This window comes from Paenibacillus sp. FSL K6-3182, from assembly GCF_037976325.1.
Taxonomy (GTDB): Bacteria; Bacillota; Bacilli; order Paenibacillales; family Paenibacillaceae; genus Pristimantibacillus.
The window spans coordinates 6,319,145-6,344,990 of record NZ_CP150265.1; the positions used below are offsets into that span (position 1 = coordinate 6,319,145).

General features: G+C 44.1%; 22 protein-coding genes and 1 riboswitch. Of the genes, 8 read left to right on the forward strand and 14 right to left on the reverse strand.

Annotated elements, in window-relative coordinates:
- Positions 1-6: 6 nt before the first annotated feature.
- The 4 genes from MHH56_RS27765 to MHH56_RS27780 form a co-directional block, all read right to left on the reverse strand.
- Positions 7-900: a sugar ABC transporter permease gene (locus MHH56_RS27765; protein WP_076267158.1), complete on the reverse strand. Its 894-nt coding sequence runs from the start codon at positions 898-900 to the stop codon at positions 7-9.
- A 58-nt stretch (positions 901-958) separates the two neighbouring features.
- Positions 959-2,335: a sugar ABC transporter substrate-binding protein gene (locus tag MHH56_RS27770; protein ID WP_339204867.1), complete on the reverse strand. Its 1,377-nt coding sequence runs from the start codon at positions 2,333-2,335 to the stop codon at positions 959-961.
- Positions 2,336-2,500: 165 nt separating this feature from the next.
- Positions 2,501-3,559 (reverse strand): GntR family transcriptional regulator, encoded by a 1,059-nt coding sequence (locus MHH56_RS27775; protein WP_339204868.1) that lies wholly within the window; start codon positions 3,557-3,559, stop codon positions 2,501-2,503.
- A gap of 550 nt (positions 3,560-4,109) precedes the next feature.
- Positions 4,110-5,486 carry a sugar ABC transporter substrate-binding protein gene (locus MHH56_RS27780; protein ID WP_339204869.1) on the reverse strand — a complete coding sequence of 459 codons (1,377 nt, stop codon included), beginning with the start codon at positions 5,484-5,486 and terminating at the stop codon, positions 4,110-4,112.
- A gap of 309 nt (positions 5,487-5,795) precedes the next feature.
- Here MHH56_RS27780 and MHH56_RS27785 point away from each other — a divergent pair, with 309 nt between their 5' ends.
- Positions 5,796-7,841 carry an RICIN domain-containing protein gene (locus MHH56_RS27785; RefSeq protein WP_339204870.1) on the forward strand — a complete coding sequence of 682 codons (2,046 nt, stop codon included), beginning with the start codon at positions 5,796-5,798 and terminating at the stop codon, positions 7,839-7,841.
- A gap of 1,517 nt (positions 7,842-9,358) precedes the next feature.
- On the opposite strand, the gene MHH56_RS27790 is transcribed toward MHH56_RS27785, so the two are convergent.
- On the reverse strand, positions 9,359-10,111 hold the full coding sequence (locus MHH56_RS27790; protein ID WP_339204872.1) for an SDR family oxidoreductase: 753 nt from the start codon (positions 10,109-10,111) through the stop codon (positions 9,359-9,361).
- Positions 10,112-10,290: 179 nt separating this feature from the next.
- On the opposite strand from MHH56_RS27790, the gene MHH56_RS27795 reads away from it, so the two are divergent.
- Together MHH56_RS27795 and MHH56_RS27800 are read left to right on the forward strand one after the other, a co-directional pair.
- Positions 10,291-10,959, forward strand: coding sequence for an HAD family hydrolase (locus MHH56_RS27795; RefSeq protein WP_339209746.1), 669 nt, complete (start codon positions 10,291-10,293; stop codon positions 10,957-10,959).
- A gap of 314 nt (positions 10,960-11,273) precedes the next feature.
- Positions 11,274-12,602, forward strand: coding sequence for an FAD-dependent oxidoreductase (locus tag MHH56_RS27800; protein ID WP_339209747.1), 1,329 nt, complete (start codon positions 11,274-11,276; stop codon positions 12,600-12,602).
- A 103-nt stretch (positions 12,603-12,705) separates the two neighbouring features.
- Here MHH56_RS27800 and MHH56_RS27805 read toward each other — a convergent pair whose 3' ends face one another.
- Together MHH56_RS27805 and MHH56_RS27810 are read right to left on the reverse strand one after the other, a co-directional pair.
- Entirely contained in the window at positions 12,706-13,674 is a 969-nt protein-coding gene (locus MHH56_RS27805) for a family 43 glycosylhydrolase (RefSeq protein ID WP_339204873.1), read from the reverse strand.
- Positions 13,675-13,736: 62 nt separating this feature from the next.
- On the reverse strand, positions 13,737-14,006 hold the full coding sequence (locus MHH56_RS27810; protein WP_339204874.1) for a hypothetical protein: 270 nt from the start codon (positions 14,004-14,006) through the stop codon (positions 13,737-13,739).
- 189 nt (positions 14,007-14,195) lie between these two features.
- Between MHH56_RS27810 and MHH56_RS27815 the strand changes: the two genes are divergently transcribed.
- The gene (locus MHH56_RS27815; RefSeq protein WP_339204875.1) at positions 14,196-14,693 is read left to right on the forward strand and encodes a DinB family protein; all 498 of its coding nucleotides are present in this window, start codon (positions 14,196-14,198) and stop codon (positions 14,691-14,693) included.
- A gap of 87 nt (positions 14,694-14,780) precedes the next feature.
- Here MHH56_RS27815 and MHH56_RS27820 read toward each other — a convergent pair whose 3' ends face one another.
- A complete protein-coding gene (locus MHH56_RS27820) occupies positions 14,781-14,981 on the reverse strand; it encodes a copper ion binding protein (protein ID WP_054023077.1) in 201 nt (66 codons plus the stop codon).
- Positions 14,982-15,004: 23 nt separating this feature from the next.
- Positions 15,005-15,358: a metal-sensitive transcriptional regulator gene (locus MHH56_RS27825; protein ID WP_339204876.1), complete on the reverse strand. Its 354-nt coding sequence runs from the start codon at positions 15,356-15,358 to the stop codon at positions 15,005-15,007.
- Positions 15,359-15,542: 184 nt separating this feature from the next.
- Here MHH56_RS27825 and MHH56_RS27830 point away from each other — a divergent pair, with 184 nt between their 5' ends.
- From MHH56_RS27830 to MHH56_RS27840, 3 genes are all read left to right on the forward strand, one after another.
- On the forward strand, positions 15,543-16,487 hold the full coding sequence (locus MHH56_RS27830) for a hypothetical protein (RefSeq protein ID WP_339204877.1): 945 nt from the start codon (positions 15,543-15,545) through the stop codon (positions 16,485-16,487).
- A 111-nt stretch (positions 16,488-16,598) separates the two neighbouring features.
- Complete coding sequence (locus tag MHH56_RS27835; protein ID WP_339209748.1) at positions 16,599-17,336, forward strand: glycerophosphodiester phosphodiesterase; 738 nt, start codon at positions 16,599-16,601, stop codon at positions 17,334-17,336.
- A gap of 5 nt (positions 17,337-17,341) precedes the next feature.
- Positions 17,342-18,544, forward strand: coding sequence for an SLC45 family MFS transporter (locus MHH56_RS27840; protein ID WP_339204878.1), 1,203 nt, complete (start codon positions 17,342-17,344; stop codon positions 18,542-18,544).
- Positions 18,545-18,603: 59 nt separating this feature from the next.
- On the opposite strand, the gene MHH56_RS27845 is transcribed toward MHH56_RS27840, so the two are convergent.
- From MHH56_RS27845 to MHH56_RS27860, 4 genes are all read right to left on the reverse strand, one after another.
- The gene (locus MHH56_RS27845) at positions 18,604-19,470 is read right to left on the reverse strand and encodes a YitT family protein (RefSeq protein WP_339204879.1); all 867 of its coding nucleotides are present in this window, start codon (positions 19,468-19,470) and stop codon (positions 18,604-18,606) included.
- 254 nt (positions 19,471-19,724) lie between these two features.
- Complete coding sequence (locus tag MHH56_RS27850) at positions 19,725-20,003, reverse strand: hypothetical protein (RefSeq protein WP_339204880.1); 279 nt, start codon at positions 20,001-20,003, stop codon at positions 19,725-19,727.
- Between the two features lie 72 nt (positions 20,004-20,075).
- Complete coding sequence (locus MHH56_RS27855; protein WP_339204881.1) at positions 20,076-21,815, reverse strand: ABC transporter ATP-binding protein; 1,740 nt, start codon at positions 21,813-21,815, stop codon at positions 20,076-20,078.
- 3 nt (positions 21,816-21,818) lie between these two features.
- Positions 21,819-23,567 carry an ABC transporter ATP-binding protein gene (locus MHH56_RS27860; RefSeq protein WP_339204882.1) on the reverse strand — a complete coding sequence of 583 codons (1,749 nt, stop codon included), beginning with the start codon at positions 23,565-23,567 and terminating at the stop codon, positions 21,819-21,821.
- Positions 23,568-23,725: 158 nt separating this feature from the next.
- Positions 23,726-23,804: riboswitch (ZMP/ZTP riboswitch) on the forward strand.
- A gap of 65 nt (positions 23,805-23,869) precedes the next feature.
- On the opposite strand from MHH56_RS27860, the gene MHH56_RS27865 reads away from it, so the two are divergent.
- Entirely contained in the window at positions 23,870-24,715 is an 846-nt protein-coding gene (locus tag MHH56_RS27865) for a tetrahydrofolate dehydrogenase/cyclohydrolase catalytic domain-containing protein (protein ID WP_339204883.1), read from the forward strand.
- Positions 24,716-24,792: 77 nt separating this feature from the next.
- Here the strand turns inward: MHH56_RS27865 and MHH56_RS27870 are convergent, their stop codons facing one another.
- Positions 24,793-25,749, reverse strand: a complete 957-nt coding sequence (locus tag MHH56_RS27870) for a sugar-binding transcriptional regulator (protein ID WP_076267183.1) — start codon at positions 25,747-25,749, stop codon at positions 24,793-24,795.
- Positions 25,750-25,846 lie beyond the last annotated feature (97 nt).

A 25,846-nucleotide genomic window follows, 5' to 3' on the forward strand; every position in this document is an offset into this window, starting at 1 on the left:
AAAAGATTAATCGTTGTACACCCATTTTTTCGATAAACGGAACTGAAGGAGTGTAACGATGAAAATAATAATGCCAAGAACCCAAGCCACTGAGCTGGCATAACCCATATTAAAATACTTGAACGCATTTTCGAAAATATAAAATACTACGGTTGCCGCACTATACTCCGGCCCTCCGTCGCCTGCCAATACGTAAATTTGGCTAAACGATTGGAACGCGCCGATAACGCCCATGACAATAACGAAAAAATGAATGTTCGTCAGCAGTGGAATGGTAATTAACCGCAGTTTCTGGAATGCACTCGCGCCATCCACTTCAGCTGCCTCGTAATAGGACGACGAAATTGATTGCAGCCCGGCTAAATAAAGAACCATCGTACCGCCAACGCCGCCCCATACTCCCATCAAAATCATGGAAGGTTTAATCCAATTTGCGTCACCTAACCAGTTAGGCCCTTCGATGCCGAACCAACTCCACATCGTTTGGTTGAGCAAACCAAAATCTTGATTCAAGATCCATTGCCATAACAACGACACCGCAATAATGGGTGAAATGACTGGCAAGTAATAGATTGTCCGTAAAAACGAGATTCCTTTGAGCGGACGGTTCATCATAATAGCAAGCAAGAGTGCCACAATCATGCCAATGGGTATGCCAAGCATCATAAATACAGTGTTAAAAAGTGATTTGTACACCTTCTCATCGTGAAAAACTTCTATATAGTTATCAAAACCTACAAACTCAGGCGGCGTAACCAAATCCCAAGACGTGAAGCTTAACCACGCGGAGTAAAGAAGCGGTGCGACTCCAAAAATGAGAAAGCCAAGCACTGGGGCCGCGACAAACAGGTAGGCCCATGCATATTCTTTGCGGATATAACTAGGTTTACTTTTCCTCATGCGTACACATCCTCGCACTAGCTATTCGTTATTTATGTTTATCATTCGAAACTTTAGTTTACTTATTTCCCTTGTCATACAGCTCTTGAAGCTTCGGCTGCAATTCCTTCGCCCAATCCGCAGCAGTCATCTTGCCATCCCATACTTTGCCGGCCTCTTGCCACATCGTATCGATCCATTTTGTATCCTTTGAACCAAACTCAATTGGCGGATGACCGTAATCTTCAATAATATCAAGGAAAACTTGACGATTTGCTGGTGCTTTGTCATAAGCTACAAACTCGCCTTTTGCCATATAAATCAAGTTCGGAACTGCTTGCCCAAGCTCGTAGTTTTGCTTCTGTCCTTCTTTATCCAGCGCAAGGAATGCTGCTAAGTTAAACGCTTCTTGTGCATGCTTCGATTTGCTGGATACCGAGTAACCCATTGAGCCAACCCATGTTCCTGCTTTGCCTGTCTCCGGATTCACCGGCCATGCCGCAATATCCCATTCAAACGGCAAATCCCAAAATCCCGGTTGATCCCATGGTCCCATTGGGAACATGCCTACTTTGCCAGCTACAAATCGCGAGTACGAATTCATTGCTTTCTCATCCTCCGGCGACGGCGATACATTGTGCTTGATGCGCAGATCTGCTACCCATTGCATTGCTTTTGCGAATTCCGGTGTATCAATCGTTACTTTGCCTGTTGTATAGTCGATGAAGTCTCCTCCGCTTGCCCATACCGCGCCTTCCAGCGTAAAGTTGGCTCCGCCATAAATGTCGACTTTGCCATCGCCATTCTCATCCTTCGTCAGCTTCTTCGCTGCATCTAACCAGTTGTCCCATGTCCATTTGCCAACCTCTGCCGGCGGCAATTCGAGCCCAGCTTCAGTAAACATCGTTTTGTTGTATGCCATTGCCCATGGACCTACGTCCTTCGGCAATCCGTACAAATCCCCTTGCCCCAGCTGCTTGCCGTCAAAACGGTAACGATCTAGCGCTTGTTTCCATACGTTATCGGCTTGGAACAGCTCTGTCGTTTCTAGAAACGGCTGCAGGTTTTGAATCGTGCCTGCTTCGGCAAACTTGTAAAACTGCGGGCCCGATACGTAAAATACATCCGGTGTTTTGCCCGATGCAACGAGCGTAGACAGCTTCTGATTGTATTCAGCAGGCGGCACGCTTGTGTACTCTACTTTTACGTTCGGATATTTCGTTTCGTATGATTTAATCAGCTTGGCGAATATATCTTTCTCCTGCGGACTGCCATGACCCATAAACGAAATCTTCACTTTTTCTTGCGGTGCGTTTGTTGCTGCATCACCTTTATTCCCCGTATCTCCGTTTGTAGCAGAGCTGTTGCCATTTCCACCTGATGAACATGCCGATAGCAGCATTCCAAAGCATAATAACATTACAAGTCCAAGCTTTGCGGATAATTTGCTCTTCATTGCGGTTGTCGCCCCCTATGTTGTGTGAATACTTATAGCGCCCTGTAAGCGCTTAATCCAATGAATTCATTATAAATTATATTGTTATATGTTTATATACTGAATATAATATAAAAAAATACCATGCGCTAAAAATCAGCACACGGTATTTGTATGTTCTATTGATTACATTTCGCAAAATTTTACGGGTACAACAATACGCTGCGGCTCGTACTCCCCTTGTAGCTGCGCATGAAGCAACTCAACGGTAACCTTGCAAATCTCGTCTTCATTTTGCTGCAAATACGATACATCCTGAAAATCAGGCCGGTCAAAACAAACAAGCTCGAGATTGTCAGGCACTAATTTCTTCAGCCTCTTCGCTGCGTAATAGGTATAGTTGGTCAACTCCACATTGACAACGAATGCTGCTGAAACCTCAGGACGCTCACTCATAAAGGATTCAATAATGTGCTGCGCATTGCCGCTCGATATATCCTCAATTTTGAGAATACACCACAAATCCTTGTTAATCGGAAGCTTTTTGGCTAAATACGCTTTTTCGAATCCGATCACTCTTTCTTCGGTCGCTGTATTCGTAATTTCAGGCGTGATAAGGGCAATATGCTCATGGCCGCTGTCGAGCAAATGAGTGATAGCCTGTTCCGTCCCATTTACATTATCCGAGCTGACGCTGTATGTGCGAATCTCTTTCAAAAAACGATCAATTAGCACATGCGGAAATTTATCGAGCGACAAGCGTAAAATGCTATCATTGTATCGCTCCTCCTCCGTCGGAAATACAATTAATCCGCGTACGCTTGCAGCGACCATCGATTCAATAGCTGCGCTTTCTTCAAGCTGCGACTCTCTCGTAATCCTTACCTGTAGGTTGTAGCCGCTGGCTGTTACGTACTTTTCGATTGAGTCCAGTATTTTCTGATCCACCTTCGTCTTCATGCACGGTAAAATAAGTCCGATGACGTCCCGCACATGGCTTGAAACATCTAAATCCTCAGCCGTTTCGCCATCCTGTCTTACAAACGTTCCTTTGCCTTGTACTCGAACGAGTACGCCTTCATCCGCTAAACCAATCAATGCGTTTTTACTCGTGATTTGGCTTACTCTATATTTGTCCGCAAGCTCCTTCTCGGAAGGGACACGATCTCCAGGACGCAATTTCCCAGCTTTGATTTGCCCTAAAATATCGACTTGAATTTGCTTATATAAAGGGAAATTTTTCATAACGACGTCCTCTCATTATATTAATATATTAATTATACTAAATTAATTTTATTTTGTCTGCAATGGAATAATTGATGATCTTTTATAAAGATGAGCGAGATCTCCTAGAAGATACAAGAAGGCATAAACTTAAACCCCGGTCATCTCAGTGAAAATTGATCTACGTTATCTAGGAGGGCTGTTCCTCTCAGATCCAATTGTTGATCTCATCGGCTATACATAATATCCTCGAATTATATCTCTAATGAACTGTATGATGCTTATTATGTAGAAAACTTCTCTTATTTCATTTTAACGAACCTGATTAACGTTATATCATGATTTTTAGGGTGCCATAAGCTGTTTTTCTCGAAATAACGATTATAGAGTTCGTTACGTTTTTAATCCAGAATATAAGATATAAATAAGACCTACTGGGTTCGTAAGCTATATAAATGATGCGGGAAGGACAGCATTCTCCCTAAGCTCCATCAAAAAAAACAGGGCTGTTCCAAAAGTAGAATGATCTACTTTAGAAACAACCCTTTAACCTCAATATTGTATAATCCTATTATTTATTGCCCTTGTCATACAGCTCTTGAAGCTTCGGCTGCAATTCCTTCGCCCAGTCTGCAGCTGTCATCTTGCCGTCCCACACTTTGCCTGCCTCTTGCCACATCGTATCGATCCACTTCGTATCCTTCGAACCGAAATCAATTGGCGGATGACCGTAATCTTCAATAATATCAAGGAATACCTGACGATTTGCTGGTGCTTTGTCATAAGCTACAAACTCGCCTTTTGCCATATCAATCAAGTTTGGCACCGCTTGCCCAAGCTCGTAGTTTTGCTTTTGTCCTTCTTTATCCAGTGCAAGAAATGCTGCTAAGTTAAACGCTTCTTGTGCATGCTTCGATTTGCTGGATACCGAGTAACCCATTGAGCCAACCCATGTTCCTGCTTTGCCTGTCTCCGGATTCACCGGCCATGCCGCAATATCCCATTCAAACGGCAAATCCCAAAATCCCGGTTGATCCCATGGTCCCATTGGGAACATGCCTACTTTGCCAGCTACAAATCGCGAGTACGAATTCATTGCTTTCTCATCCTCCGGCGATGGCGATACATTATGCTTGATGCGCAGATCTGCTACCCATTGCATTGCTTTTGCGAATTCCGGTGTATCAATCGTTACTTTGCCTGTTGTATAGTCGATGAAGTCTCCTCCGCTTGCCCATACCGCGCCTTCCAGCGTAAAGTTGGCTCCGCCATAAATGTCGACTTTGCCATCGCCATTCTCATCCTTCGTCAGCTTCTTCGCTGCATCTAACCAGTTTTCCCATGTCCATTTGCCAACCTCTGCCGGCGGCAATTCGAGCCCAGCTTCAGTAAACATCGTTTTGTTGTATGCCATTGCCCATGGACCTACGTCCTTCGGCAATCCGTACAAATCCCCTTGCCCCAGCTGTTTACCGTCAAAACGGTAACGATCTAGCGCTTGTTTCCATACGTTATCGGCTTGGAACAGCTCTGTCATTTCTAGAAACGGCTGCAGGTTTTGAATCGTGCCTGCTTCGGCAAACTTGTAAAACTGCGGGCCCGATACATAGAATACGTCCGGTGTTTTGCCCGATGCAACGAGCGTAGACAGCTTCTGATTGTATTCAGCAGGCGGCACGCTTGTGTACTCTACCTTTACGTTCGGATACTTCGTTTCGTACGATTTGATCAGCTTCGTAAATATATCTTTCTCCTGCGGACTGCCATGACCCATAAACGAAATCTTCACTTTTTCTTGCGGTGCGTTTGTTGCTGCATCGCCTTTATTCCCCGTGTTTCCATTTGTAGCAGAGCTGTTGCCATTTCCACCTGATGAACAAGCCGATAGCAGCATTCCAAAGCATAATAGCATTACAAGTCCAAGCTTCGCGGATAATTTTCTGTTCATTTCGTTTGACGCCTCCCTTTTTTTGCAAGCGCTTCCTTGATGAACTCATTCTAGATTATATTGTTATACTTTTAAATACTCTATTTAGTATAAAAAATAAGAAATTATCTTCTTTCAACTAATGCTTAACCTTAAAAAGCAGTCAATAACCCCATTTTCTAACGAAAACTTCTGCATTTTCATTCAACTTCTATCATTCCAGCGTTTTTAAAGTACAGGATATACTAACTTTAGTATATATTTAAATACTAATATATTCTATAATCCGTTTTGAAGCGCTTACAAAACAATAAGAGGAGATGGTTTCACATGTTTGTCCAAAGCAAGGTTAGAATAACCGCTTTATGGATTGGCTTGCTTCTTATAATCAGTATTCTGCTCCCTGGTTTTCAAGCTTTTGCAGCTCCTGGATTAGCTTGGCCCTCAAATACCGCAACTGTATTCACCCCTCAAAATGGCGGAGTATGGTATCCACGGCTGCTAAAGCTGAACAATAACGATATTTTAGCCTCTTTCGATACGAATGCAGGCGGGGGCAATACAAGAGTCATGCTTTCTCGCAGCACGGACGGCGGTCATACCTGGTCTCCTGCCATACAAGCTGCAGCTGATTCCAGCGGTAATGTAGGTAATGGCCAAATGCTTCAGTTGCCGAATGGCGAGATTTGGCTATCGTACCGCCTTGTTGTGCAATCGGGTTCGATTTATAACACTTACCTAAAAACCAAAAAAAGTACCGATGGTGGCATCACCTGGTCAGATTTAACGAACGGCCAAATCGGCTCTGCCACAGCAAACTCGTTCAAAGGATTATGGGAACCGCATCTTCAAATGCTTGGCAATACAATAGCTGTATATTATGCGGATGATAGTCCTGCCACTGTAGGCAATACAGGCCTTCAGAAGCTTATTATGAAAACATGGACCGGTAACGGCTGGAGCGGCGAAACGATTGTCAGCGACGGTGTTGCCGCAGGCTCTAGAGATGGAATGCCAGTTATTACCCAAATGGCTAATGGCCAATACATCCTAGTGTTCGAAGCGACAGACGTCGCAGGTCATCCTTTTGTTATAAAATATAAAATATCGTCGGATGGTTATAACTGGAACGTCCCTCGTCAAACCCTTTATGTTCCTTCCAAAGCCGGAAAAAAAGCTGGTGCGCCTTTTATTGTTAAGCTTGGAGATGGCCGCTTGCTTGCTTCTTTTCAAACGGACAATGACAGTACGAATACCGGCGACGCATTCTCTTCCATGTACACGATGATTAGCGCAGACAATGGTGCAACTTGGCAATATCGGACTAATATTTTCCCAGTAAGCGACTCGACCAGCTCCAATTGGAATGCCTTACTGCCCATAGATTCTACTCACGTCCTTGCAGCGACGAGTGCAGACTATCCAAGCAGCGGAGTGTATATTCGATTTGGTCATGCAGTTACACCATCGAACACAAACCTAGTAACAAATTGGAGTTTTGAAACGGCAAATGTAATCGGCTGGACGACATTTGGCGATGATTTCCCCGCTCGAATTAAAGTACATGGCACAAACGATGGTGTCGGTGTACCCGCCGCCCAGGGCAATTATTTTATCGGACTAGCCGGAACGAGCGGACCTGCATCAGCTTATGTTGGCCAAACGATTAGCGGTCTTGATAATGGCAGCTATACGCTGCGTGCGTATATGCGGAGCAGCGGCGGTCAAAATTCTTGCGTAATGGAAGTAAAAGATTTTGGCGGAACGTCGCGTCAAACCAACTGCCCCGTAACCACAGCTTGGACGCCGGTTACACTCTCGAACATCGCAGTTGTAAACGGGCAAGCAACCATTGGCTTTTTCACATCAAACAGCCAAGCGAGCCAATGGGTCGATATTGACCGGGTTGAGTTTACTCGCAACGATGTTTACAACGGTGTCGTTTCAGGCGGTGTATACAAGCTTGTTAATACAAATAGCGGCAAAGCGCTTGAAGTTGATGCTTGGGGAACAACGAATGGCTCCAATGTGCAAATCTGGACGGAGGGTGCGAATCAGGCAAATCAGCTCTGGCAAATTACGTATGTCGGGGGAGGAGCATACAAGCTCATTAACACGAACAGCGGCAAAGCGCTTGATGTCAGCGGGGCAGGAACAGCTAACGGCACCAATGTTCAAATCTGGGATTATGCGAACTCAGATAACCTGCATTGGAAAATCATTGACACCGGGAGCGGTTACTTCAAGCTTATCCACTCACTCAGCAATAGGGCGCTGGATGTCGCTGCTTCTGGCACAGCCAACGGATCAAACGTTCAAATCTGGGATGATCTCGGAAATGGCGCCCAAAGATGGAAGCTTGTTCGCGTTAGCTGATATGACAACCCCTGTTTGTTTCATTAGCATAAAAAAGTATTCAATACACGGGTTGTCCTAGAAGGTAAACAGCTTATCAGACATTTCATCACCGTATTAACGCATCTGTCCTTTTGTGCTATTTCTGGCAACCACTAGTCTAAAATGGGTCACCTTTCTATCCACGAAACGTTTGGAATTTGAGTCCTGTGTAATTGTGTAATATGAAAGATTGCATAAAAAGTAAGCCATGAAGTAAATACTCATCTCGCAGAAGCTCCCTAGACCATTCTAGAGAGGAGTATTTATTCATGGCTTCATTTCAGGTTACACTTGGTCTAAATCACCAATGATGCATCCAGCTGTTTATCGAAGAGTCTCGGGACGCAGGCGTAACAGTTAAAGATGGGGTTTCACACATAAGCATGGACTTCGCACCTTTGTAAAATTGATCTAGAAAATAGTCTTATTTTCTCTCTTCACCCTCGATGTAGCACGTTAAGAGTCAATCCAGCAAAAATAAGACTAAAATATAGTCCTATTTTCATCAAACGTGCACTTTTTACCAAAATAGATCTAGAAAATAGTCTTATTTTCGCTCATCGCCCAGGATAAAGCACGATAGGAGCCAATTCGGCAAGAATAAGACTAAAATATTGACCTATTTTCATCCAACAAGCACTTTTCACCAAAATAGAGCTAGAAAATAGTCTTATTTTTTCTCATCAGCCTCGCTAATGCTCAATATGAGTCAATCCAGCAAATATAAGGATAAAATATAGTCCTATATTCATCAAACATGCCCTTCTCACCAAAATAGATCTAGAAAACAGCCTTATTTTCTCTCTTCACCCTCGATAAAGCACGATAGGAGCCTATTCAGCAAGAATAAGACTAAAATATAGTCCTATTTTCATCAAACATGTACATTTCACCAAAATAGAGCTAGAAAATAGTCTTATTTTCGCTCATCAGCCTCGATAATGCTCAATATGATTCAATCCAGCAAAAATAAGACTAAAATATAGTCCTATATTCATCAAACGTGCCCTTCTCACCAAAATAGAGCTAGAAAATAGTCTTATTTTCTTTCATCACCCACGATAATGCTCAATATGAGTCAATCCAGCAAATATTAGACTAAAATATAGCCCTATTTTCATCATACATGCCCTTCTCACCAAAATAGAGCTAGAAAATAGTCTTATTTTCGCTCATCACCCACGATAAACCTTAATAGGAGTCATTTCAGAAAAAATAAGTCTAAAATACAGTCCTATTTTCATGCTTGACTAAGAGGAGCTGAAATAAGTCTATTATTTAGACCTATTTTGGTGAAAAGTGCACTTTGCTCCTCTTAGTCAAGCAAAACCACTGCTTTAAATAAAGCAATGGCAGTCTCAAAAGCAGATAAACTGCTTTTGAGACTGCCTCTTTTTGTTAAACAAATATGCTCCATATGGCGCTGACTCACTACGAGATCTGCCCCAACACCTCCGCCCTTATGCCATTACACTCGCTCTACATCCCCCATCAAATTACTCCTCATAAATCATTTTTCTCGTCATACCGCCATCAATTGTGATGTGGGTTCCGGTTACAAAATCATTTTGAGGGTCTGTTAAATATAGGCATGCCCGTGCAATATCCTCCGGTTTGCCTACCCGCTTAGACGGATGCTGCTCATGATCCTCTGGGCGCAGCTTGCTGTAATCACCCGTTTCGATCCAACCTGGACATATTGCGTTAACCGTAATATGATCTGAACCGAGCGACACCGCCATCGCGTGGGTTAGCGAGAGAATGCCACCTTTGGATGCCGCATAAGCTTCTGAATTCGGTTCCGACATCATTGCTCTCGTAGAAGAAATGTTTACAATAGCTCCACCGCCGGTTGTCCGCATCAACTTGGCAGCCTCACGCGAGCAGACAAACGTCCCGCGCAGGTTCGTATTCACAACGCTGTCCCATTCATCAATGGATAGGTCGTATGGCGACTTCCATATGCCAAACCCCGCGTTGTTTATGACGATGTCTAATCTCCCGACAATCGTTTCCAAATCACGCAGCATTTTAATAATGTCATCTGGCTCGCTCATATCGGCAGAAAGGGATAAAGAATCATAACCTGCCTCTTGCAGCAGCAAGCCAGTCTGCTCCAGTCCTTCTTCATTTTTATCCACTAATACAGGCAGTGCTCCTTGTTCCGCATAAGCTAGTGCAAGCGCTCGTCCAATACCAGCCCCAGCGCCTGTTATTAGTACAACCTTATCCTCGTATGCTGCTTTCATTTTGGATGCCTCCTTAGCGTGTCCTTTTACCTAAAGAGTTTAAAGCAAATCGAAGCAAAATGAAAATCCAAACCACTTACCTCCATCAAGAGGAGAAATACAGCAGCTTCACGAAATAATAGTCAACGGAACGACGTCAGCGTTTTTAATGAAAAATCTAAAAAACGGAGCTGATCCCCCTGCACACTAAAGCTGTCTTTTTCGATTTATTTGAAACGTTGATAACTGAATTTACGGATGGCAAACGTACCATCAATAGATCCACCGACGATGCTGCACTTCTCGGCATGAATCATGGCGATTTCAAGAAAGAATGGCGCATACGCCAAGAAGCAAGAATGACTGGACAATATGTTAACTTCATTGAAGTGTTGAGAGACATTTTGGAGAAGCAGAATTTGCCTTACAACGAACAAATAGTGGAGCAATTGTATCGAACAAGAATTGATGGAAAGCAGGCTCCATTTTTAACGATTCAGCCAGCTGTTCTTGCCATGCTGAAAGAGCTGCAAAGCAAGCACATAAAAATAGGGCTTATTAGCAATTGTACAGAAGAAGAAATTCGCCAGTGGAAAGCTAGCCAGCTTGCTCCCTACTTTGATGATGTCATCTTCTCGTATGAAGTTGGCTTAGCCAAACCAGACATTCGTATATATCAACTAGCCTGTGAACGATTAGACGTATTACCCGAAAATGCGGTATTTGTAGGCGATGGCGGTTCTAATGAGCTGGATGGCGCATACAACGCTGGCTTAAAAGTTTTCCATGCCTTTTGGTTTAATACCTATATAACAAGCCGTTACACGAAGCTGCTCGATCCTGATCATTTAATAGCTCATTTGCCATAATAAAATAGAAGCAAAAAGATACTTTGACGATTCACAGCTACTGCTCTGAGTTTATTTCATCCAATCGTATGGATAAAAAGTTACTGTGGAAGTTGTGGACAAAACGTGTCAAATAATCTGAAAATTTAATTAATATTGTAAAAACAGCTTGAACACCCCTTGTCAATTTTCTTAAAAGCGAATATGATAAAAGCAATCAAAGGTTGTGAATCTTTTCACACTGTATAGTATATTGTGAATTAATTCACGTTGTAAGGGCGGCTGCCATAGCAGACTACCCTCTACACATCCCATAGGAGGCGTTTTTTATGACAATGAACATTGCTGTTATTGGCTGTACACATGCAGGAACTGCTGCAATTAAACAAATGGCTGCACTTTACCCGGAGGCCAACATTACCGTTTATGAACGGAATGACAATATCTCGTTTCTATCGTGCGGCATCGCACTGCATGTTGGCGGTGTAGTTAAAAATGCTGAGCAGTTATTTTATGCTTCGCCCGAGCAGCTTGCTGAGCTTGGCGTGAAGACGCATATGCGACATGATGTGCTTGCAGTAGATACGGATGCCAAACAAATTGAGGTCCGCAATCTTGTAACTGGCGACGAATTTACTGAAAGCTACGATAAGCTCGTTGTTACAACAGGCTCGTGGCCGATTATTCCGCAAATGGACGGCATCGCGCTTGAAAATATCGTTCTTTGCAAAAACTACAACCATTCGAAAGAAATTATCGAGAAAGCAAAAACAGCGAACCGCATTGCAGTTATCGGAGCTGGCTACATCGGTATTGAGCTCGTAGAAGCATTTGAACAGCTTGGCAAACAGGTAACCTTAATCGACAATATGGAACGCATTTTATATAAATACTTGGATCGCGAATTTACAGATGTTACAGAGCAAGCGTTGGTTGATAAAGGGATAACGATCGCAACTGGCCAGACGGTTACTTCGTTCAAGGGCAGCGAGGGCCATGTAACGACGGTCATCACGACAGCTGGAGAATATGAAGCAGATCTCGTCGTGCTTTGCATCGGCTTCCGTCCTAACACTGAGCTGCTGAAAGGCCAAGTTGACATGCTTCCTAACGGCGCGATTATTGTGGATGATTATATGAGAACGAGCAAAGCGGATGTATTTGCTGCTGGCGACAGCTGCGCCATCCACTATAATCCAACAGGGCAAAACGCCTATATTCCTTTAGCCACAAACGCTGTCCGCATGGGAACACTCGTAGCCAAAAACCTGATGAAACCTACGGTCAGATATCTTGGAACACAAGGCACGTCGGGCATAAAAATTTACGATTATAACATTGCATCGACTGGTTTAACGGAAACAGGCGCGCTTGCTGCGGGAATGAATGTGAAAAATGTCACAATCATTGATAGCTACCGTCTTGAATTTATGCCTACCTTTGAGCAAGTGACTTTAAAGGTCGTATATGAAGCGGATAGCGGCAGAATCGTTGGCGCACAGGTGTTATCGAAGGTTGATCTTACCCAGTCGATTAATACGTTGTCGGTTTGCATCCAGAATGGAATGACGATGGAGGAATTAAGCTACGTCGATTTCTTCTTCCAACCGCATTACAACAAGCCATGGAACATGCTTAACCAAGCTGGTTTGCAAGCTGTATAATTTTATAAAAGCTGCAAGGATGGCACCCTGCCATCCTTGCAGCTTTTTTATTATCAATTAATAAACAAAAGCCGCCCTGTTACAGGCGGCTCTTGCCTATTCACTACAAATTATCAGCCGGCGGCTTCCCGAAATGAGGGGTACCATCGGCGTTCCACGTAAATATCTTGGCGCGGGCGTGACGATTGGGATCAAATAACGGATCGCCCTCAATGTCCTTGTAGCTGCGAGCATGATAGATCAAAATATCCTGTTCCCCATCCTCTGACACGGTGAAGCTATTGTGACCTGGCCCATATTGACTATTTTCCGGGCAGCTTGTAAACACTGGCGTCTGCGTCTTTACCCATGAGAGCGGATCAAGCAGATCACTGTTCTCCTCAGCAGTCAATAAACCCATTGCATAGTTATGATTGGTGGCGCTGCCGGAGTAGGTCATAAATATTTTCCCGCCCCGCTTCAGGACAGCCGCTCCCTCATTTACCATGAAACCAATGACTTCCCAGTCGAGCTCCGGCTTCGTAATCAATACCTGCTTGCTCTTCAACGTCCAAGGATTGCTCATCGAAGCGATATACAAATTTGTATTGCCTTGAATGGCTGGGTCTTGCTGCGCCCATACTAAATATTGCTCGTCATTATGCAGGAAGCTTGTCGCATCAAGCGAGAAAGAATCCCAATCCGTAATGATCTGACCCCTCTCCGTCCACTCGCCCTCAAGCGGGTTAGCCGAATCATTTTCAATAACATACATGCGATGCCTGAATGGTGCATCTGCCCTTGCGGCAGCGAAATATACATACCATTTTCCAGCGATAAAATGCAGCTCAGGTGCCCAAATATTGTGGCTCATTGGTCCCGAATCGTGTTTTTTCCATACTACAACCTGCTCAGCATCAGTAAGTCCATCCAGTGTTTGTGCTCTTCGCAGCTCAATCCGATCATACTCCGGCACGGAGCCTGTGAAATAATAATACCCGTCTGTATGCTTCACAACATACGGATCTGCTCGTTGCTCTATTAATGGATTTCGCAGCTGCTTCTGCGACTGTTCAGATGCTTGTGTGCTCATGTTTCTCTCAGTCCTCCAGCTAATATTTCTATTTTTATAAAATAACTTCATCGATTCATTACTTATTCCAGCTTAATATCGGCCGCGGACATTTGTTCTAAGCCGTTGTGGCCGCTATGATTTTCCGAAGTATCATGTTCCATCTCAGCGCCTTGTGCATTAGCTGTATGACCACGATGTTCATCTATGACAGCGACATTGCTCACAGCATGCTGGGAATGCTCACTCCCTGCCGGGCTTCCGCAGCCCGCCGCAAGCAAGCCAAGAATTATGATTACCGCAGTTACTGTCCGCTTCCGATACTTTTTTGTATGCAAAACCGATTTATTCATAACCATTCACCTCATGCTTTAAAATCTAATCTCATCCATTATTGCCCATCAACCTCAGCCTCAATCCTGCTAACGGACGATAGTATGTATTATCCCAATGCTTAGAATATTGTAATAAATAGTACCAAGTCATAGTACCTTGTTATATGATTATAGTAGATATTACCATCCGCTTAAGGAGAGGATCAGATGGATGATTTTAATGAGTATTTATCTACAACTAGAGAGAAATTGTTAAATGAAATATCATTCCTAGATGACGATGAATTCAATCGTACATTTGAAACTTCAATGTGGAGTATAGCTCAGGTTTGCCATCATTTATGGAAAACGGAAAATTTGTTTAGAAAGGCCATTTTGTTCGGGCTTAAGCAAAAGATTTTATCCAAAACCGAACGTCAGCCTATTGAAATTGTGTTGGATAAGTCGATGAAGTATCAAGCTCCCCAAATTTCAGAACCTGACTCAGGACCATTTCAAGTATCACAGATCATTCAATTATTAAGCGAATCAAGAATTAAATTAATGGATGTTCTTGTTAAGATTGAGGATAAATCTATTGTGGAGGAAATAGCAGTGAATCACCCGAGGTTTGGCAACTTGCCATTGGATCAATGGATCGAACTGCTATATTTGCATGAGCAGCGGCATACAGAGCAAATTAAAGATTTAAAAGCACTTCGTTAATATAAACATTATATTTATTGCTTTCATAATAAACGAAATCAGAACCAAAAAAAAGAGGGGCTGTATTCAGCCCCTACCTGCTTTATTTTATACGATGTCGTAGCCTTGATCTTCGATCGCTGCTTTTACTGCCTCTATCGTAACCTTCGATTCATCGAAATCGACTGTTACTTTCTTGTTTGCCAAATCTACCTTGCCTACCGCTCCTACATTTGCAACGGCCTTCTCAACCGAACTGACACAATGACCGCATGTCATACCCTCTACCTTCAATACTGCGTTTGCCATCATTAAAATCCCCTCTCCGTCTATTATTTCATTAGTTTGTTAACGGTAATGAGCAATTCATCGATAACTTCACTTTCGCCGGCTTGAATACGTTCAATTACGCAGCTTCGCATATGTCCTTCAAGCAGCAGCTTGCCGACACTGTTCAGAGCGGATTGTGCTGCGGCAATCTGATTAAGCACGTCATCACAATACGTATCCTTCTCTATCATCGCCTTAATGCCTCTAATTTGCCCTTCAATGCGGTTCAAGCGCTTCGTTAAATTGTCCTTCATTTGTGAGGAGTGATGACTCTTCCGCGGACCATTTGGATCGCAGCAGTCATCTGGTGGATGGGAATGCTCATGAGTTCCATCGATTATTGCTTCATTGTCCATTTCGCATACCTCCATGGGGTATTACTTGATGAATTTATCATATCATACCCCTTAGGGGTATGTAAACACTCATTTTAATAATGTAAATTTATCCCTTATCTTACACTTTTATTCTTTTCGCTATTATGCTACGATCATCCTCGTGTTCATCCTAAACCACATCGAATCGGAGGAATATCAGTTAATGGATTATTATGCACATGTCAAATGGTTTACAGACATCATCGCGGAGAAACAACCGCTTGCCGTCATTCTTTCTCCTTTTTTCATGAAGCTGGCAATGATCATCACCGTTCTGCTCGCCGTGCTAACCAAGTTCCTTCCTGAGTTGTCGAGCTCAAATTTGTCTACAAAAGTGGATCGCCAGCTCGTTAAGCTCCGGCGATATTCCTTACCCATCCTAAAGTACGGCACAGCTGCTGCTCTTCTCATTCAAGCAGCTTCCGGAACACGCTTCGCACTGGAATTTAAGCTTACAGACGGCTGGCAAACGATCCTCATGTGGGCTGCAATCATATTACTGCTTATTCCGCGGCATTATGCAACAAAGATTGGTGCGCTTGTGCTGCTCGTTCTATTCATTGAAACAGGCATTGAAGCAGGAATATTTCATATGCTTGATTATGGTTTTTATTTGGCCATTATCGGCGCCCTGTTGCTCGAGCGGACTAAACTATCCGAATGGGGATTCCCCCTTCTCTATTTGGGAACAGGCTTATCGCTTTGCTGGGTCGCCGTAGAGAAATGGATTTACCCAACAATGGCAGAAGATATTATTATTAAACATCACGTACCCACGTTTGGTTTTGATATCTCGCTTTTTATCATCATGGCTGGTTTTATTGAGTTCGTCGTCGGTTATTTACTCGTAATCGGTATTTTAAACCGAATGTTGTCTGTGGCGCTAACCTTCATTTTCATCTCAGCAACGATGCTATTTGGCATGAAAGAGCTGATTGGTCATTTTATGATTCACATCGTACTGCTTTTGTTTATTATCGAAGGCGCTTGCATCTATAAGAAACCGCTCTCCGTTTATCGCACGACCTTCACGCAAATGGTGTTCGTTCCGCTTAATTTTATTTTCGTACTAGCTACCTACCTCCTCCTGTATTACCGCTTCGCTTAACTCTTATTGGAATCATTCCGGAGCCCACTTTTTTTTCGTGTTTGACACAGCCATAATATTACTTCTATATAGTTAGTAATAGACTCTATTGTGCAGAAAGGATGAATCGTTATTAAAACTATTATTAATTTCGCCCATCGCGGAGCAAGCGGTTATTGTCCCGAAAACACGCTCGCTGCATTCAAGAAAGCCATTGAGCTAGGTGCTACTGGCATCGAAATTGATGTTCAACTAACGAAGGACGACCAAATGGTTATCATTCATGATGAATCACTAATGCGGACAACCGGCTTGAACAGGCTTGTAAAGGATACAGCATACGAGGAGCTTATGTCACTCGATGCTGGCAGCTGGTTTAACCCCGCCTTCCAAGCCGAACGAGTTCCACTTTTAGAGCAGCTTCTTGAGCTTCTCCGTCATACGGATATCATTTTAAATATCGAACTTAAAAACGGTATCATCCAGTATCCAGGTTTGGAGCAAAAGGTAATTGACATGGTTCGAGCCTTCGGAATGGTTGATCGCATCATCCTATCCAGCTTCAATCATTATTCGCTGTCGCTCTGCAAGCAGCTGGCACCTGAAATTCGTACCGGTGTTCTGTATATGGAAGGGCTTTATCGTCCTTGGGAATATGCAGCGACGCTTCAGGCTGATGCACTGCATCCTTTCAAATACGCTGTAACGCCAGAATGGACAGCTTCCGCCGCTGCACATGGCATTGCCTACCATCCGTTTACGGTTAATGATGCGGAAGAGATGGAGCGACTCATTGACGCAGGTGTAGACGGCATCATTACGGATTATCCTGATCGATTGGCTGAGGTGCTATTAAGGAGAGGGGCATAAGCGGTATGAAAAAAACATGGCTGCTCGGGTTCGGTTTTTTTAGCATCAGCATTACATGGGCGCTTTACAACGCATTCGTCCCCTTTTTTCTCGATAAGTTTTTGACGAGTACGGCGCTGATTGGATTCATGATGACGATCGATAATTACTTTGCTCTTTTTTTGCAGCCATGGATTGGAAGCCGCAGTGATCGTACAAACACGCGCCTTGGCCGAAGAATGCCCTATTTGCTCATCGGCATGCCACTTGCAGCCTTGTTCGGTGCGCTCATCCCTTGGCACACAAGCCTGCTCACGCTCGTATTGTTTATGGTGCTTATGAATCTGTCGATGAGTTTGTACCGCTCCCCGACTGTCGCGCTTATGCCCGACATCACTCATGACAGCAAGCGTACAAAAGCAAATGGCATTATTAACTTCATGGGCGGCATCGGCTCCATTATTGCTTTCGCAGGAGGCTCGTTTCTATATGAGAAACATCACTCACTCCCTTTTCTAGTTGCATCCATTTTAACGCTCATTTGTTTAGTCATTCTCTTGAATAACATAAAAGAAAAACGTGATGCACTCTCTTACTCGCCTGCTGAGGAGAAAACAAAAATATCGTTCAAAGAACAATGGAACCGTCCTACGATCTTTTTGCTTGGCGCAATTTTCTTCTGGTTTCTTTCCTATCAAGGGGTTGAAGCCTTCTTTACTCTGTACGGCACAAAGCACTTACAGCTGACCGAAGGCCAATCATCATTCTCGCTCGCCTTCTTCTCACTCGCTTTTGTAGCTGCCGCCATTCCAAGCGGATTGCTTGGCAACCGCTTCGGTAAAAAGCTTATTATCACATTAGGGGTTATTGGCCTCATCGTTATTTTTGCAGCGATCTCCTTCGCAGACGCGCTGCTCCCGCTTCGTACCTTGCTTATTATCGGAGGCATCTGCTGGGCGATGATCAATATCAATTCCTATCCGTTTATCGTTTCGCTCGGCAAAGAGCAAAGCATCGGTACACGGACAGGCATCTATTACTTAATCTCTTCACTTGCTGCTATCGCTTCACCGCCGCTCATGGGCGGCTTGATTGATCTGCTTGGATATTCCGTGCTGTTCTATTTCTCATCAGGAGGCATGGTTATTGCGCTCTTGTTCCTGCTATGTGTAAAAGACAAGGGGCTTGTTAGGCCTGTGAATGATCCTTCTATTTCGACAAGCTTATAATATAAAAAAAATCCGGCTGCGCGACTTCTGACGTCGCAGCCGGATTTTATTGTTATAACTTAGTGGATGCTGCCTTTGCTGAATCCGCCGCCCATGACGTCGGATACATGCTCGATAGCAATAAAGGCATTCTCATCGATGGATTGCACGATAGCTTTGAGCTTCGCAAGTTCAAGTCGGGATACGACGCAATAGATCATTTGCGTTTCATCCTTCGAATAGCCGCCGCGCGCTTGGATCAATGTCGTTGTACGACCTAAACGGTCAATAATCGCTTGCGATACCTCATCATATTCAGAAGAAATAATCGTTACCGATTTCGACTCATCGAGACCTTCCACAACGATATCAATTAATTTAATCGCTATATAATATGTAAACATCGAGTACATGGCTGAATCCCATTCAAACACAAATCCCGCAATTACAAAAATAATAACGTTAAATATCATGATAATTTGTCCGACTGGCATACGCATTTTCTTCGAAATTAGAATCGATACAATTTCTACGCCATCCAGTGAACCGCCGAAACGTATCGCAAGACCAACTCCTGCACCGAGAATAAGACCACCGAACAAAACAGCGAGCAGCTTTTCTTCTGTAAATGCTTCAACGTGATGGAGCAATGATGTCGTGATCGACATGACGATAATGCCATAAAGGGTTGAGATCGCAAACGTTTTCCCAATTTGTTTGTATCCAAGAATTAGGAATGGTACGTTTACTGCGAACAAGAACACGCCGAGTGGAAGCGATGTGAGGTGCGCCAACATAATCGATATACCGGCAATGCCACCATCGATTACATTATTCGGAACGAGAAACAATTCGAGTGCGACGCCCATTAGAATCGAACCAATCGAGATAAAAATAAACCGCTTAAAAATTTCTAAAGATGATAACCCCTTATGCGTTTTTGCCAACTGCCCATCCTCCGTTTTCCCGATTTCATCCTATAACTTTAGCATAAAAAAGCATTTTTTTCAAAAACGCATGTACCTCGTTTAGAACATATGCTGTACTATCCTGTCCTTATTCCGTCGCAATAACCGTGCAAAACATCTATTTTCAGCTAGTGTTTACAAAAATATTATAAACTTTCCAACACAAGAAGAACTGCTTCAGCCAACATGCGCTTGGAAGCAGTCCTTCATAGACTTACATTTATGCTCACAAATTAGTCTACGTAACCTGCAAGGCCTTTGTCCATCAAATAATCCATTTCTGCGTCCAAGATTGATTCCACGACCAGCTCATTGGACTTTACATCAGGACGGCTCAGTACATAATCTACGAGCTCGTCGCCGTCAATATCTACCTCGCCATTTTTATCTTCCTTCGCGCTGCTGATGAACGCTTGCTCATGCTTTAATACAAGCTTAATCAGCTTCTCATCCGCGTTCGTTTCGTTTGCTATATACTGTAAAAGTTCTTGCTCATTCAATTGCTCACTCATCGTCTGTCATCTCCTAATTGTATCGCTCGTCTCATTGTACCACATTCATATGACCTTTATGAGACCGCATGTCTAAACTTGCTGTAAAAATTGACTGCCATGCAGTTGATCATACAAGCCTTTTTTCGCGAGCAGCTCATCATGTGTACCGCGTTCAGCAATTTCACCATCTTTAATAAATAGAATGGTATCCGCATTTCGAATGGTACTGAGTCGGTGCGCAATAACGAAGCTCGTTCTACCGCTAAGCAGCTTCTTCATCGCTTCTTGAATTTGAAGCTCAGCCAGTGTATCTACACTGCTCGTTGCTTCATCGAGTATAAGCAGCGCAGGGTCTCCAAGAATAGCACGAGCAATCGTGATAAGCTGGCGCTGCCCGTGACTTATGTTCCCGCCTTCCGCTGTCAATTCGGTCTCATAGCCTAGCGGAAGCTTCGTGATGAAGCTATTCGCATTCGCTTGGACAGCCGCCTCCTCGACCTCTTCATCGGTAGCATCCAGCTTGCCATAGCGGATATTCTCACGAATGGTACCCGAGAACAAATGGGCATCCTGGAGTACGATGCCAAGCTGTTTACGCAAGCTGTTTTTGTCTATCGTGCAAATGTCTTCGTCATCAATCAGTATTTGACCGTCCTTGATCTCATAGAATCGCCCAATTAGATTAATGATCGTAGTCTTGCCCGCTCCAGTTGGACCGACCAGCGCAACGGTCTCTCCCGGCTTAGCAATAAAGGAGATGTTATTAAGCGCTGCCGTTCCGTCGTTATATTCAAACCGCACATCGCGAAACTCTACCTTACCGCCAATCGATTCCATTTCTTTCACAGACTCGGGTTCTTCATATTCTGATGGAATATCCATCATCTCAAATACCCGCTCCGCGCCTGCTACCCCCGACTGAATCATATTGTATTGATTGGCGACCTCGTTCAAAGGGCCGGAGAATTGCTTGGAATAACCGAGAAAGCTTATGATGACGCCCACTGTTGCGTGGCCGTGAATCGCCAGCCAGCCGCCGACACCTGCAATGATCAAATAGCTGATATGACCAAACATGTTCATGAACGGGCCCATCGTACCCGAATAAATTTGGGCTTTGGTTCCGACTTTCTTCAGCTTGGCATTAGCGGCGCTGAACTGCTCAGCCATTCGCTCCTCTTGATGAAACAGGGCTACGACCTTCTGTCCCGATACCGTCTCCTCGATAAACCCATTAAGCCCGCCAAGCTCCTGCTGCTGTCCTTTGAACTGACGCTGTGTTACCTTCGCAATTCGTTTCGTTACCAAAACAATGACCGGAATAACAATGAGTGCTACAAGCGTTAGCCACACATTTAAGAAAAGCATCATCGCGAACGAGCCTATGAGCATAATGACGCTTGAGATGATCTGAATTAAGCTTTGGTTCAGCGTATTCGTAACATTGTCAATGTCATTCGTCGTACGACTCATGAGTTCACCGTGATTTTTACTCGCAAAAAACGGAATAGGCAGCTTTTGCAAATGATTAAATAATTCCTTGCGAAGACTCCATACGGTTCGCTGCGATACATCAGCTAAATAAATGGCTTGAAGCCAGCTGACTAAGCTGCCAGCCGCGTATATGCCAAGCATAAGCAAACAAATAGAAAGCAGCCCATCGTATCGCTTCGCTACAATATAATCATCCAAAGCTTTGCCCAAAAAATATGGACCGGCGAGCGTAAGTCCTGCGGCAACTATCGTTAATGCAATAACCGCTAGCAATCTAGCGCGGCCATGAAGCAAATAAGTTCCTATTCTTCTTAATGTCGTTAGCGTATGATTCATCTATCAAGCTCCTTGCTGGGAAAAGGCCATTTTCTGGTATAGCTTGCTTTGTTCAAGAAGCTCCTGATGCGTGCCAATTGCAGTAATTCTTCCATCCTCAAGCACAATAATCCGATTTGCCTGCTGTACGGATGCAATTCGCTGACCAATGATAAGACAAGTGCTGCTCTTCATAATCTCTTGCAACGATTTGCGTATGAGTAAATCCGTTCTCAGATCAACCGCGCTTGTACAATCATCAAGGATGACAATTTTGGGTTTCAGCAGCAACGTCCGCGCAATGGACAACCGCTGCTTTTGGCCGCCGGACAGATTGACCCCGCGCTGGCCAAGCAGCGTATCGTAGCCATTCTCCAGCTTCATAATGAATGCATGAGCCTCAGCTGCCTTGGCTGCTGCCTCTATTTCATCCTGACTCGCATCCGGTTTGCCATAGCTGATATTTTCACGAATGGTTCCACTGAACAGATGCGCCTGCTGAAGCACCATTCCGATTTGGCCATGCAGCTCTACAGAAGCGATCTCGTTAATCGGATGGGAATCAATGCGAATCATTCCCTCTGTCGCTTCATAAAACCTTGGAATGAGGCTGACCAGCGTTGATTTTCCTGAACCGTTTATCCCTACGATCCCAATCGTCTCGCCCGGCTCTATATCCAGATCTATATCGTGAAGTATGTTTTTCTCCGAGCCTTCATAGCTGAAACTCACATGGTCAAACGTAATTCTGCCAGCCTGTATTTTCTTGGACTGCTCGTTAGCTTTTCGTTCAGCTGTCCATTTATCTGCCGGTACCTCCAATATCTCGTTGATGCGGTCAGCAGAAGCCTTGGCCCGAGAGATTGCAATCAATTGATTTCCAAGTCCTAGAGTAGAGAAGAGAAGCTGTGTAATATAAGTTAAAAAGGCGGCGAGACTGCCCACCGACAGCGCACCGTGCTCAGTGAGCATTCCCCCATACCATAATGCAGCTACAATACTAAAATTAAGAATGATCGACACAAGCGGCGTATTAAGCGCAACGATCTTAGCTGCTTTTAGACTGGCATGCAGTAGATTTGAGTTTGTTTCATTAAAACGTTCTTCCTCGTAATCGGACCTTACAAATGCTTTCACAACGCGGATACCGGACAAATTTTCTTGCATCACGGTATTCACTTGATCAAGCCGGTGCTGCATCATTGAAAACAAAGGAACGGTAATCCGAGTTGTAATGATGAGGAAGAGAGCTAATAAGGGTATCATTGCGAGCAAAATAATAGACAGGCGCGGGCTTATTACAAAAGCCATGACCAGACTGCCGATAATAATGAATGAACTGCGTGCAAATACGCGCAGCAGCAGCAATACTAAGCTCTGAATTTGTGTGACATCACCCGTCAGTCTCGTCACGATAGAGCCTGAACCAAAACGGTCAAGCGATCGAAGCGAGAGCGACTGGATTTTTTGAAACAGCTCCTGCCTGAGATCAGCCCCAAAGTTTTGTGATGCTATCGTCGAGAACACCGTGCAGCCGACACCTGCTATTAGTCCGATTAATGCGGCGATCAGCATTTTGGGCGCGGTGCTCGCGATTGCTGTGAGATCCCCCGCTATAATACCATCATTCACAATGCTCGCCATGAATTGCGGCTGCAGCAAATCCATGAACACCTCTAGCAGCATAAACAACGGTGCCAGCACAGCACTCAGCCAATATTTCCTCAAAAATCTAGTGAGCTTTAACAACTTACCACCTCTATCTCCCATCATTTTACGCAAACTGCAATAAAGAGGGCAGCGCGACCCGCTCCCTCTTGATAAAGTAATTATAGCATCCATCCTCTCGTTTCTACACCTAAATAATCATAAAATAACGTTGGATGACTCGCTTTTGAACTTTCCACCTGTTAAAATCAAAATACCAATAAAAAGCTGTGCGTAACTGGCGGAACATGGGCAACCATGAGGAAGCGCACAGATCATTAGCCGTACGCCTGGGCAAAGGTAAGGGGACATACCCCTTGCCTTTTTATGCTTTTTTAACATCTATTTATAAGGGGCTGAGGTAGAAGATGACGGAAAAACTGATTTTGGATGGAGCCATTGTGGCCGATGCAATTAAAGAGCAGCTAAAAGCAAGAGTTGAGACTCTTAGCAAGCGGGGAATCATTCCATGCTTAGCGACAATACTAGTGGGCGATGACCCAGCCTCTGAAACCTACGTTCGAATGAAGGGAAATGCATGCAAGCGGCTTGGCATTGATTCCAAACGTATTCATTTGAACAAAAACATCTCCACAGATGATTTGATTGATGTTATTTTGCAGCTTAATGCAGACCCGCTTATTCACGGCATCCTCTTGCAGCACCCCGTACCGCATCAAATTGATGAACGTGCTGCCTTTGAAGCGATTAGTATCCATAAGGATGTTGATGGTGTAACCGCGTTAGGTTTTGCTCAAAATGCATTTGGTTATGCCCAGTATCCGTCATGTACCCCTGCTGCTATTATGGCTATTCTTGATTACTATGGAATCAAGGTTGAAGGCAAACATGCCGTCGTCGTTGGACGAAGCCCGATTCTCGGCAAACCCGTTTCTCAGATGCTGCTGAACCGCAATGCAACCGTAACAACCTGTCATTCCAAAACAGAAAATGTAGCGGAGCTATTGCGCCTTGCCGATATCGTTGTTGCTGCAGTCGGCAAACCAAGCTTTATTCAAGGCGAATGGATTCGCGATGGCGCTGTAGTGCTTGATGCAGGGTACAATAAAGGGAATATTGGGGACGTTGACTACGAAGCATGCCTAGCAAAAGCAAGTGCGATCACCCCTGTGCCAGCAGGTGTAGGTCCTGTTACGATCGCCACGCTTCTGAAGCATACAGTTGACTCCGCTGAGCGATTTGCACTTCATTAAAAGATATAGGAAGAAAAACGAGGGGATCTTATTTGCTGCCTTGCAGCTAAGATCCCCTCGTTTGTTCTATAGGATGTTTACACATCCCGTTCTAATAAATACCTCGCAGTAAACTGATCGGTAATGAGTACATTCGTGTAGCCGCCGCGCAGCGCGCCATAAATGCCATCTACCTTCTTCGCTCCGCCTGCCACAAGTATTGACTGGTCCTTGCGCTTCAGTTCATCAAGACTGATTCCAATCGTGCGCTGGTTCATGAGTGTTGAACAAATATTACCTGTAATATCGATATAGCGTGAGCATATATCGCCAGCTGCCTTCTCTCGTATAATTTCCAGATCGGAATCTGTGAAATAATTGGCTCTAATTAATACTGAATCATCCGTAGGTGCTCCCACGGTTACAACGGCAATATTAGAAAGCTTCCCTAGCTCCAAAATATTGCGGATATGGCGATCCGATTCAATCGTCCGCTTGACAACCTCATGGTCAACAAGCGCCGGCAGCGGAATAAAGTAAGGTATCGTATGAAAAGCCTTGCCGAATAAATGAACAATTTCATAAGCGTATGTATTCGTTTCCGAATGGCTAACCCCGCCGTTGAGCTGTACGACCTTAACGTCGCGAACCGGCTTATCCTTAAGCTGAGAAGCCATTTGAAAGAGCGTCGTTCCCCACGTTGTCGCAATGATATCGCCATCTTTTACCGTATCGTATAAATAGTTCGCTGCCGCTTCGCCAATATACCTCTTTACGATGCTGTCCTCATACTGCGGCACAGAAACGATAACCGCTTTTTTCAGCCCAAACTTCGCTTCCAAACGATTCGCCAGAACAAAATTGTTTTCGTTCGGATGTACGATTTTTATTTGAACGTACCCCTCATCCTTCGCCTGCTGTAAAAATCTTGATATCGTAGGGCGCGATACCCCCAGCTTCTGGGCGATTTCTTCCTGATTATAATCCAGTTCATAATACAGCCTTGCTACATCAATCATTTTGCTAAGCTTATCATCCAGTCGATCATCAGCCATCCAAGTTTCACTCTTTCTATTTATGTCTAGAAATGCAAACGGTATCTACTCCCTCTAATTTAACATAGGTTTCAAATGAAGTGTCGCCTTCTTTGTA

Coding starts and splice junctions, on each gene's coding strand:
- MHH56_RS27765 (WP_076267158.1), bottom strand. CDS start 900: ATGAGGAAAAGTAAACCTAGTTATATCCGCAAAGAATATGCATGGGCC.
- MHH56_RS27770 (WP_339204867.1), bottom strand. CDS start 2,335: ATGAAGAGCAAATTATCCGCAAAGCTTGGACTTGTAATGTTATTATGC.
- MHH56_RS27775 (WP_339204868.1), bottom strand. CDS start 3,559: ATGAAAAATTTCCCTTTATATAAGCAAATTCAAGTCGATATTTTAGGG.
- MHH56_RS27780 (WP_339204869.1), bottom strand. CDS start 5,486: ATGAACAGAAAATTATCCGCGAAGCTTGGACTTGTAATGCTATTATGC.
- MHH56_RS27785 (WP_339204870.1), top strand. CDS start 5,796: ATGTTTGTCCAAAGCAAGGTTAGAATAACCGCTTTATGGATTGGCTTG.
- MHH56_RS27790 (WP_339204872.1), bottom strand. CDS start 10,111: ATGAAAGCAGCATACGAGGATAAGGTTGTACTAATAACAGGCGCTGGG.
- MHH56_RS27800 (WP_339209747.1), top strand. CDS start 11,274: ATGAACATTGCTGTTATTGGCTGTACACATGCAGGAACTGCTGCAATT.
- MHH56_RS27805 (WP_339204873.1), bottom strand. CDS start 13,674: ATGAGCACACAAGCATCTGAACAGTCGCAGAAGCAGCTGCGAAATCCA.
- MHH56_RS27810 (WP_339204874.1), bottom strand. CDS start 14,006: ATGAATAAATCGGTTTTGCATACAAAAAAGTATCGGAAGCGGACAGTA.
- MHH56_RS27815 (WP_339204875.1), top strand. CDS start 14,196: ATGGATGATTTTAATGAGTATTTATCTACAACTAGAGAGAAATTGTTA.
- MHH56_RS27820 (WP_054023077.1), bottom strand. CDS start 14,981: ATGGCAAACGCAGTATTGAAGGTAGAGGGTATGACATGCGGTCATTGT.
- MHH56_RS27825 (WP_339204876.1), bottom strand. CDS start 15,358: ATGGACAATGAAGCAATAATCGATGGAACTCATGAGCATTCCCATCCA.
- MHH56_RS27830 (WP_339204877.1), top strand. CDS start 15,543: ATGGATTATTATGCACATGTCAAATGGTTTACAGACATCATCGCGGAG.
- MHH56_RS27840 (WP_339204878.1), top strand. CDS start 17,342: ATGAAAAAAACATGGCTGCTCGGGTTCGGTTTTTTTAGCATCAGCATT.
- MHH56_RS27850 (WP_339204880.1), bottom strand. CDS start 20,003: ATGAGTGAGCAATTGAATGAGCAAGAACTTTTACAGTATATAGCAAAC.
- MHH56_RS27855 (WP_339204881.1), bottom strand. CDS start 21,815: ATGAATCATACGCTAACGACATTAAGAAGAATAGGAACTTATTTGCTT.
- MHH56_RS27860 (WP_339204882.1), bottom strand. CDS start 23,567: ATGATGGGAGATAGAGGTGGTAAGTTGTTAAAGCTCACTAGATTTTTG.
- MHH56_RS27865 (WP_339204883.1), top strand. CDS start 23,870: ATGACGGAAAAACTGATTTTGGATGGAGCCATTGTGGCCGATGCAATT.
- MHH56_RS27870 (WP_076267183.1), bottom strand. CDS start 25,749: ATGGCTGATGATCGACTGGATGATAAGCTTAGCAAAATGATTGATGTA.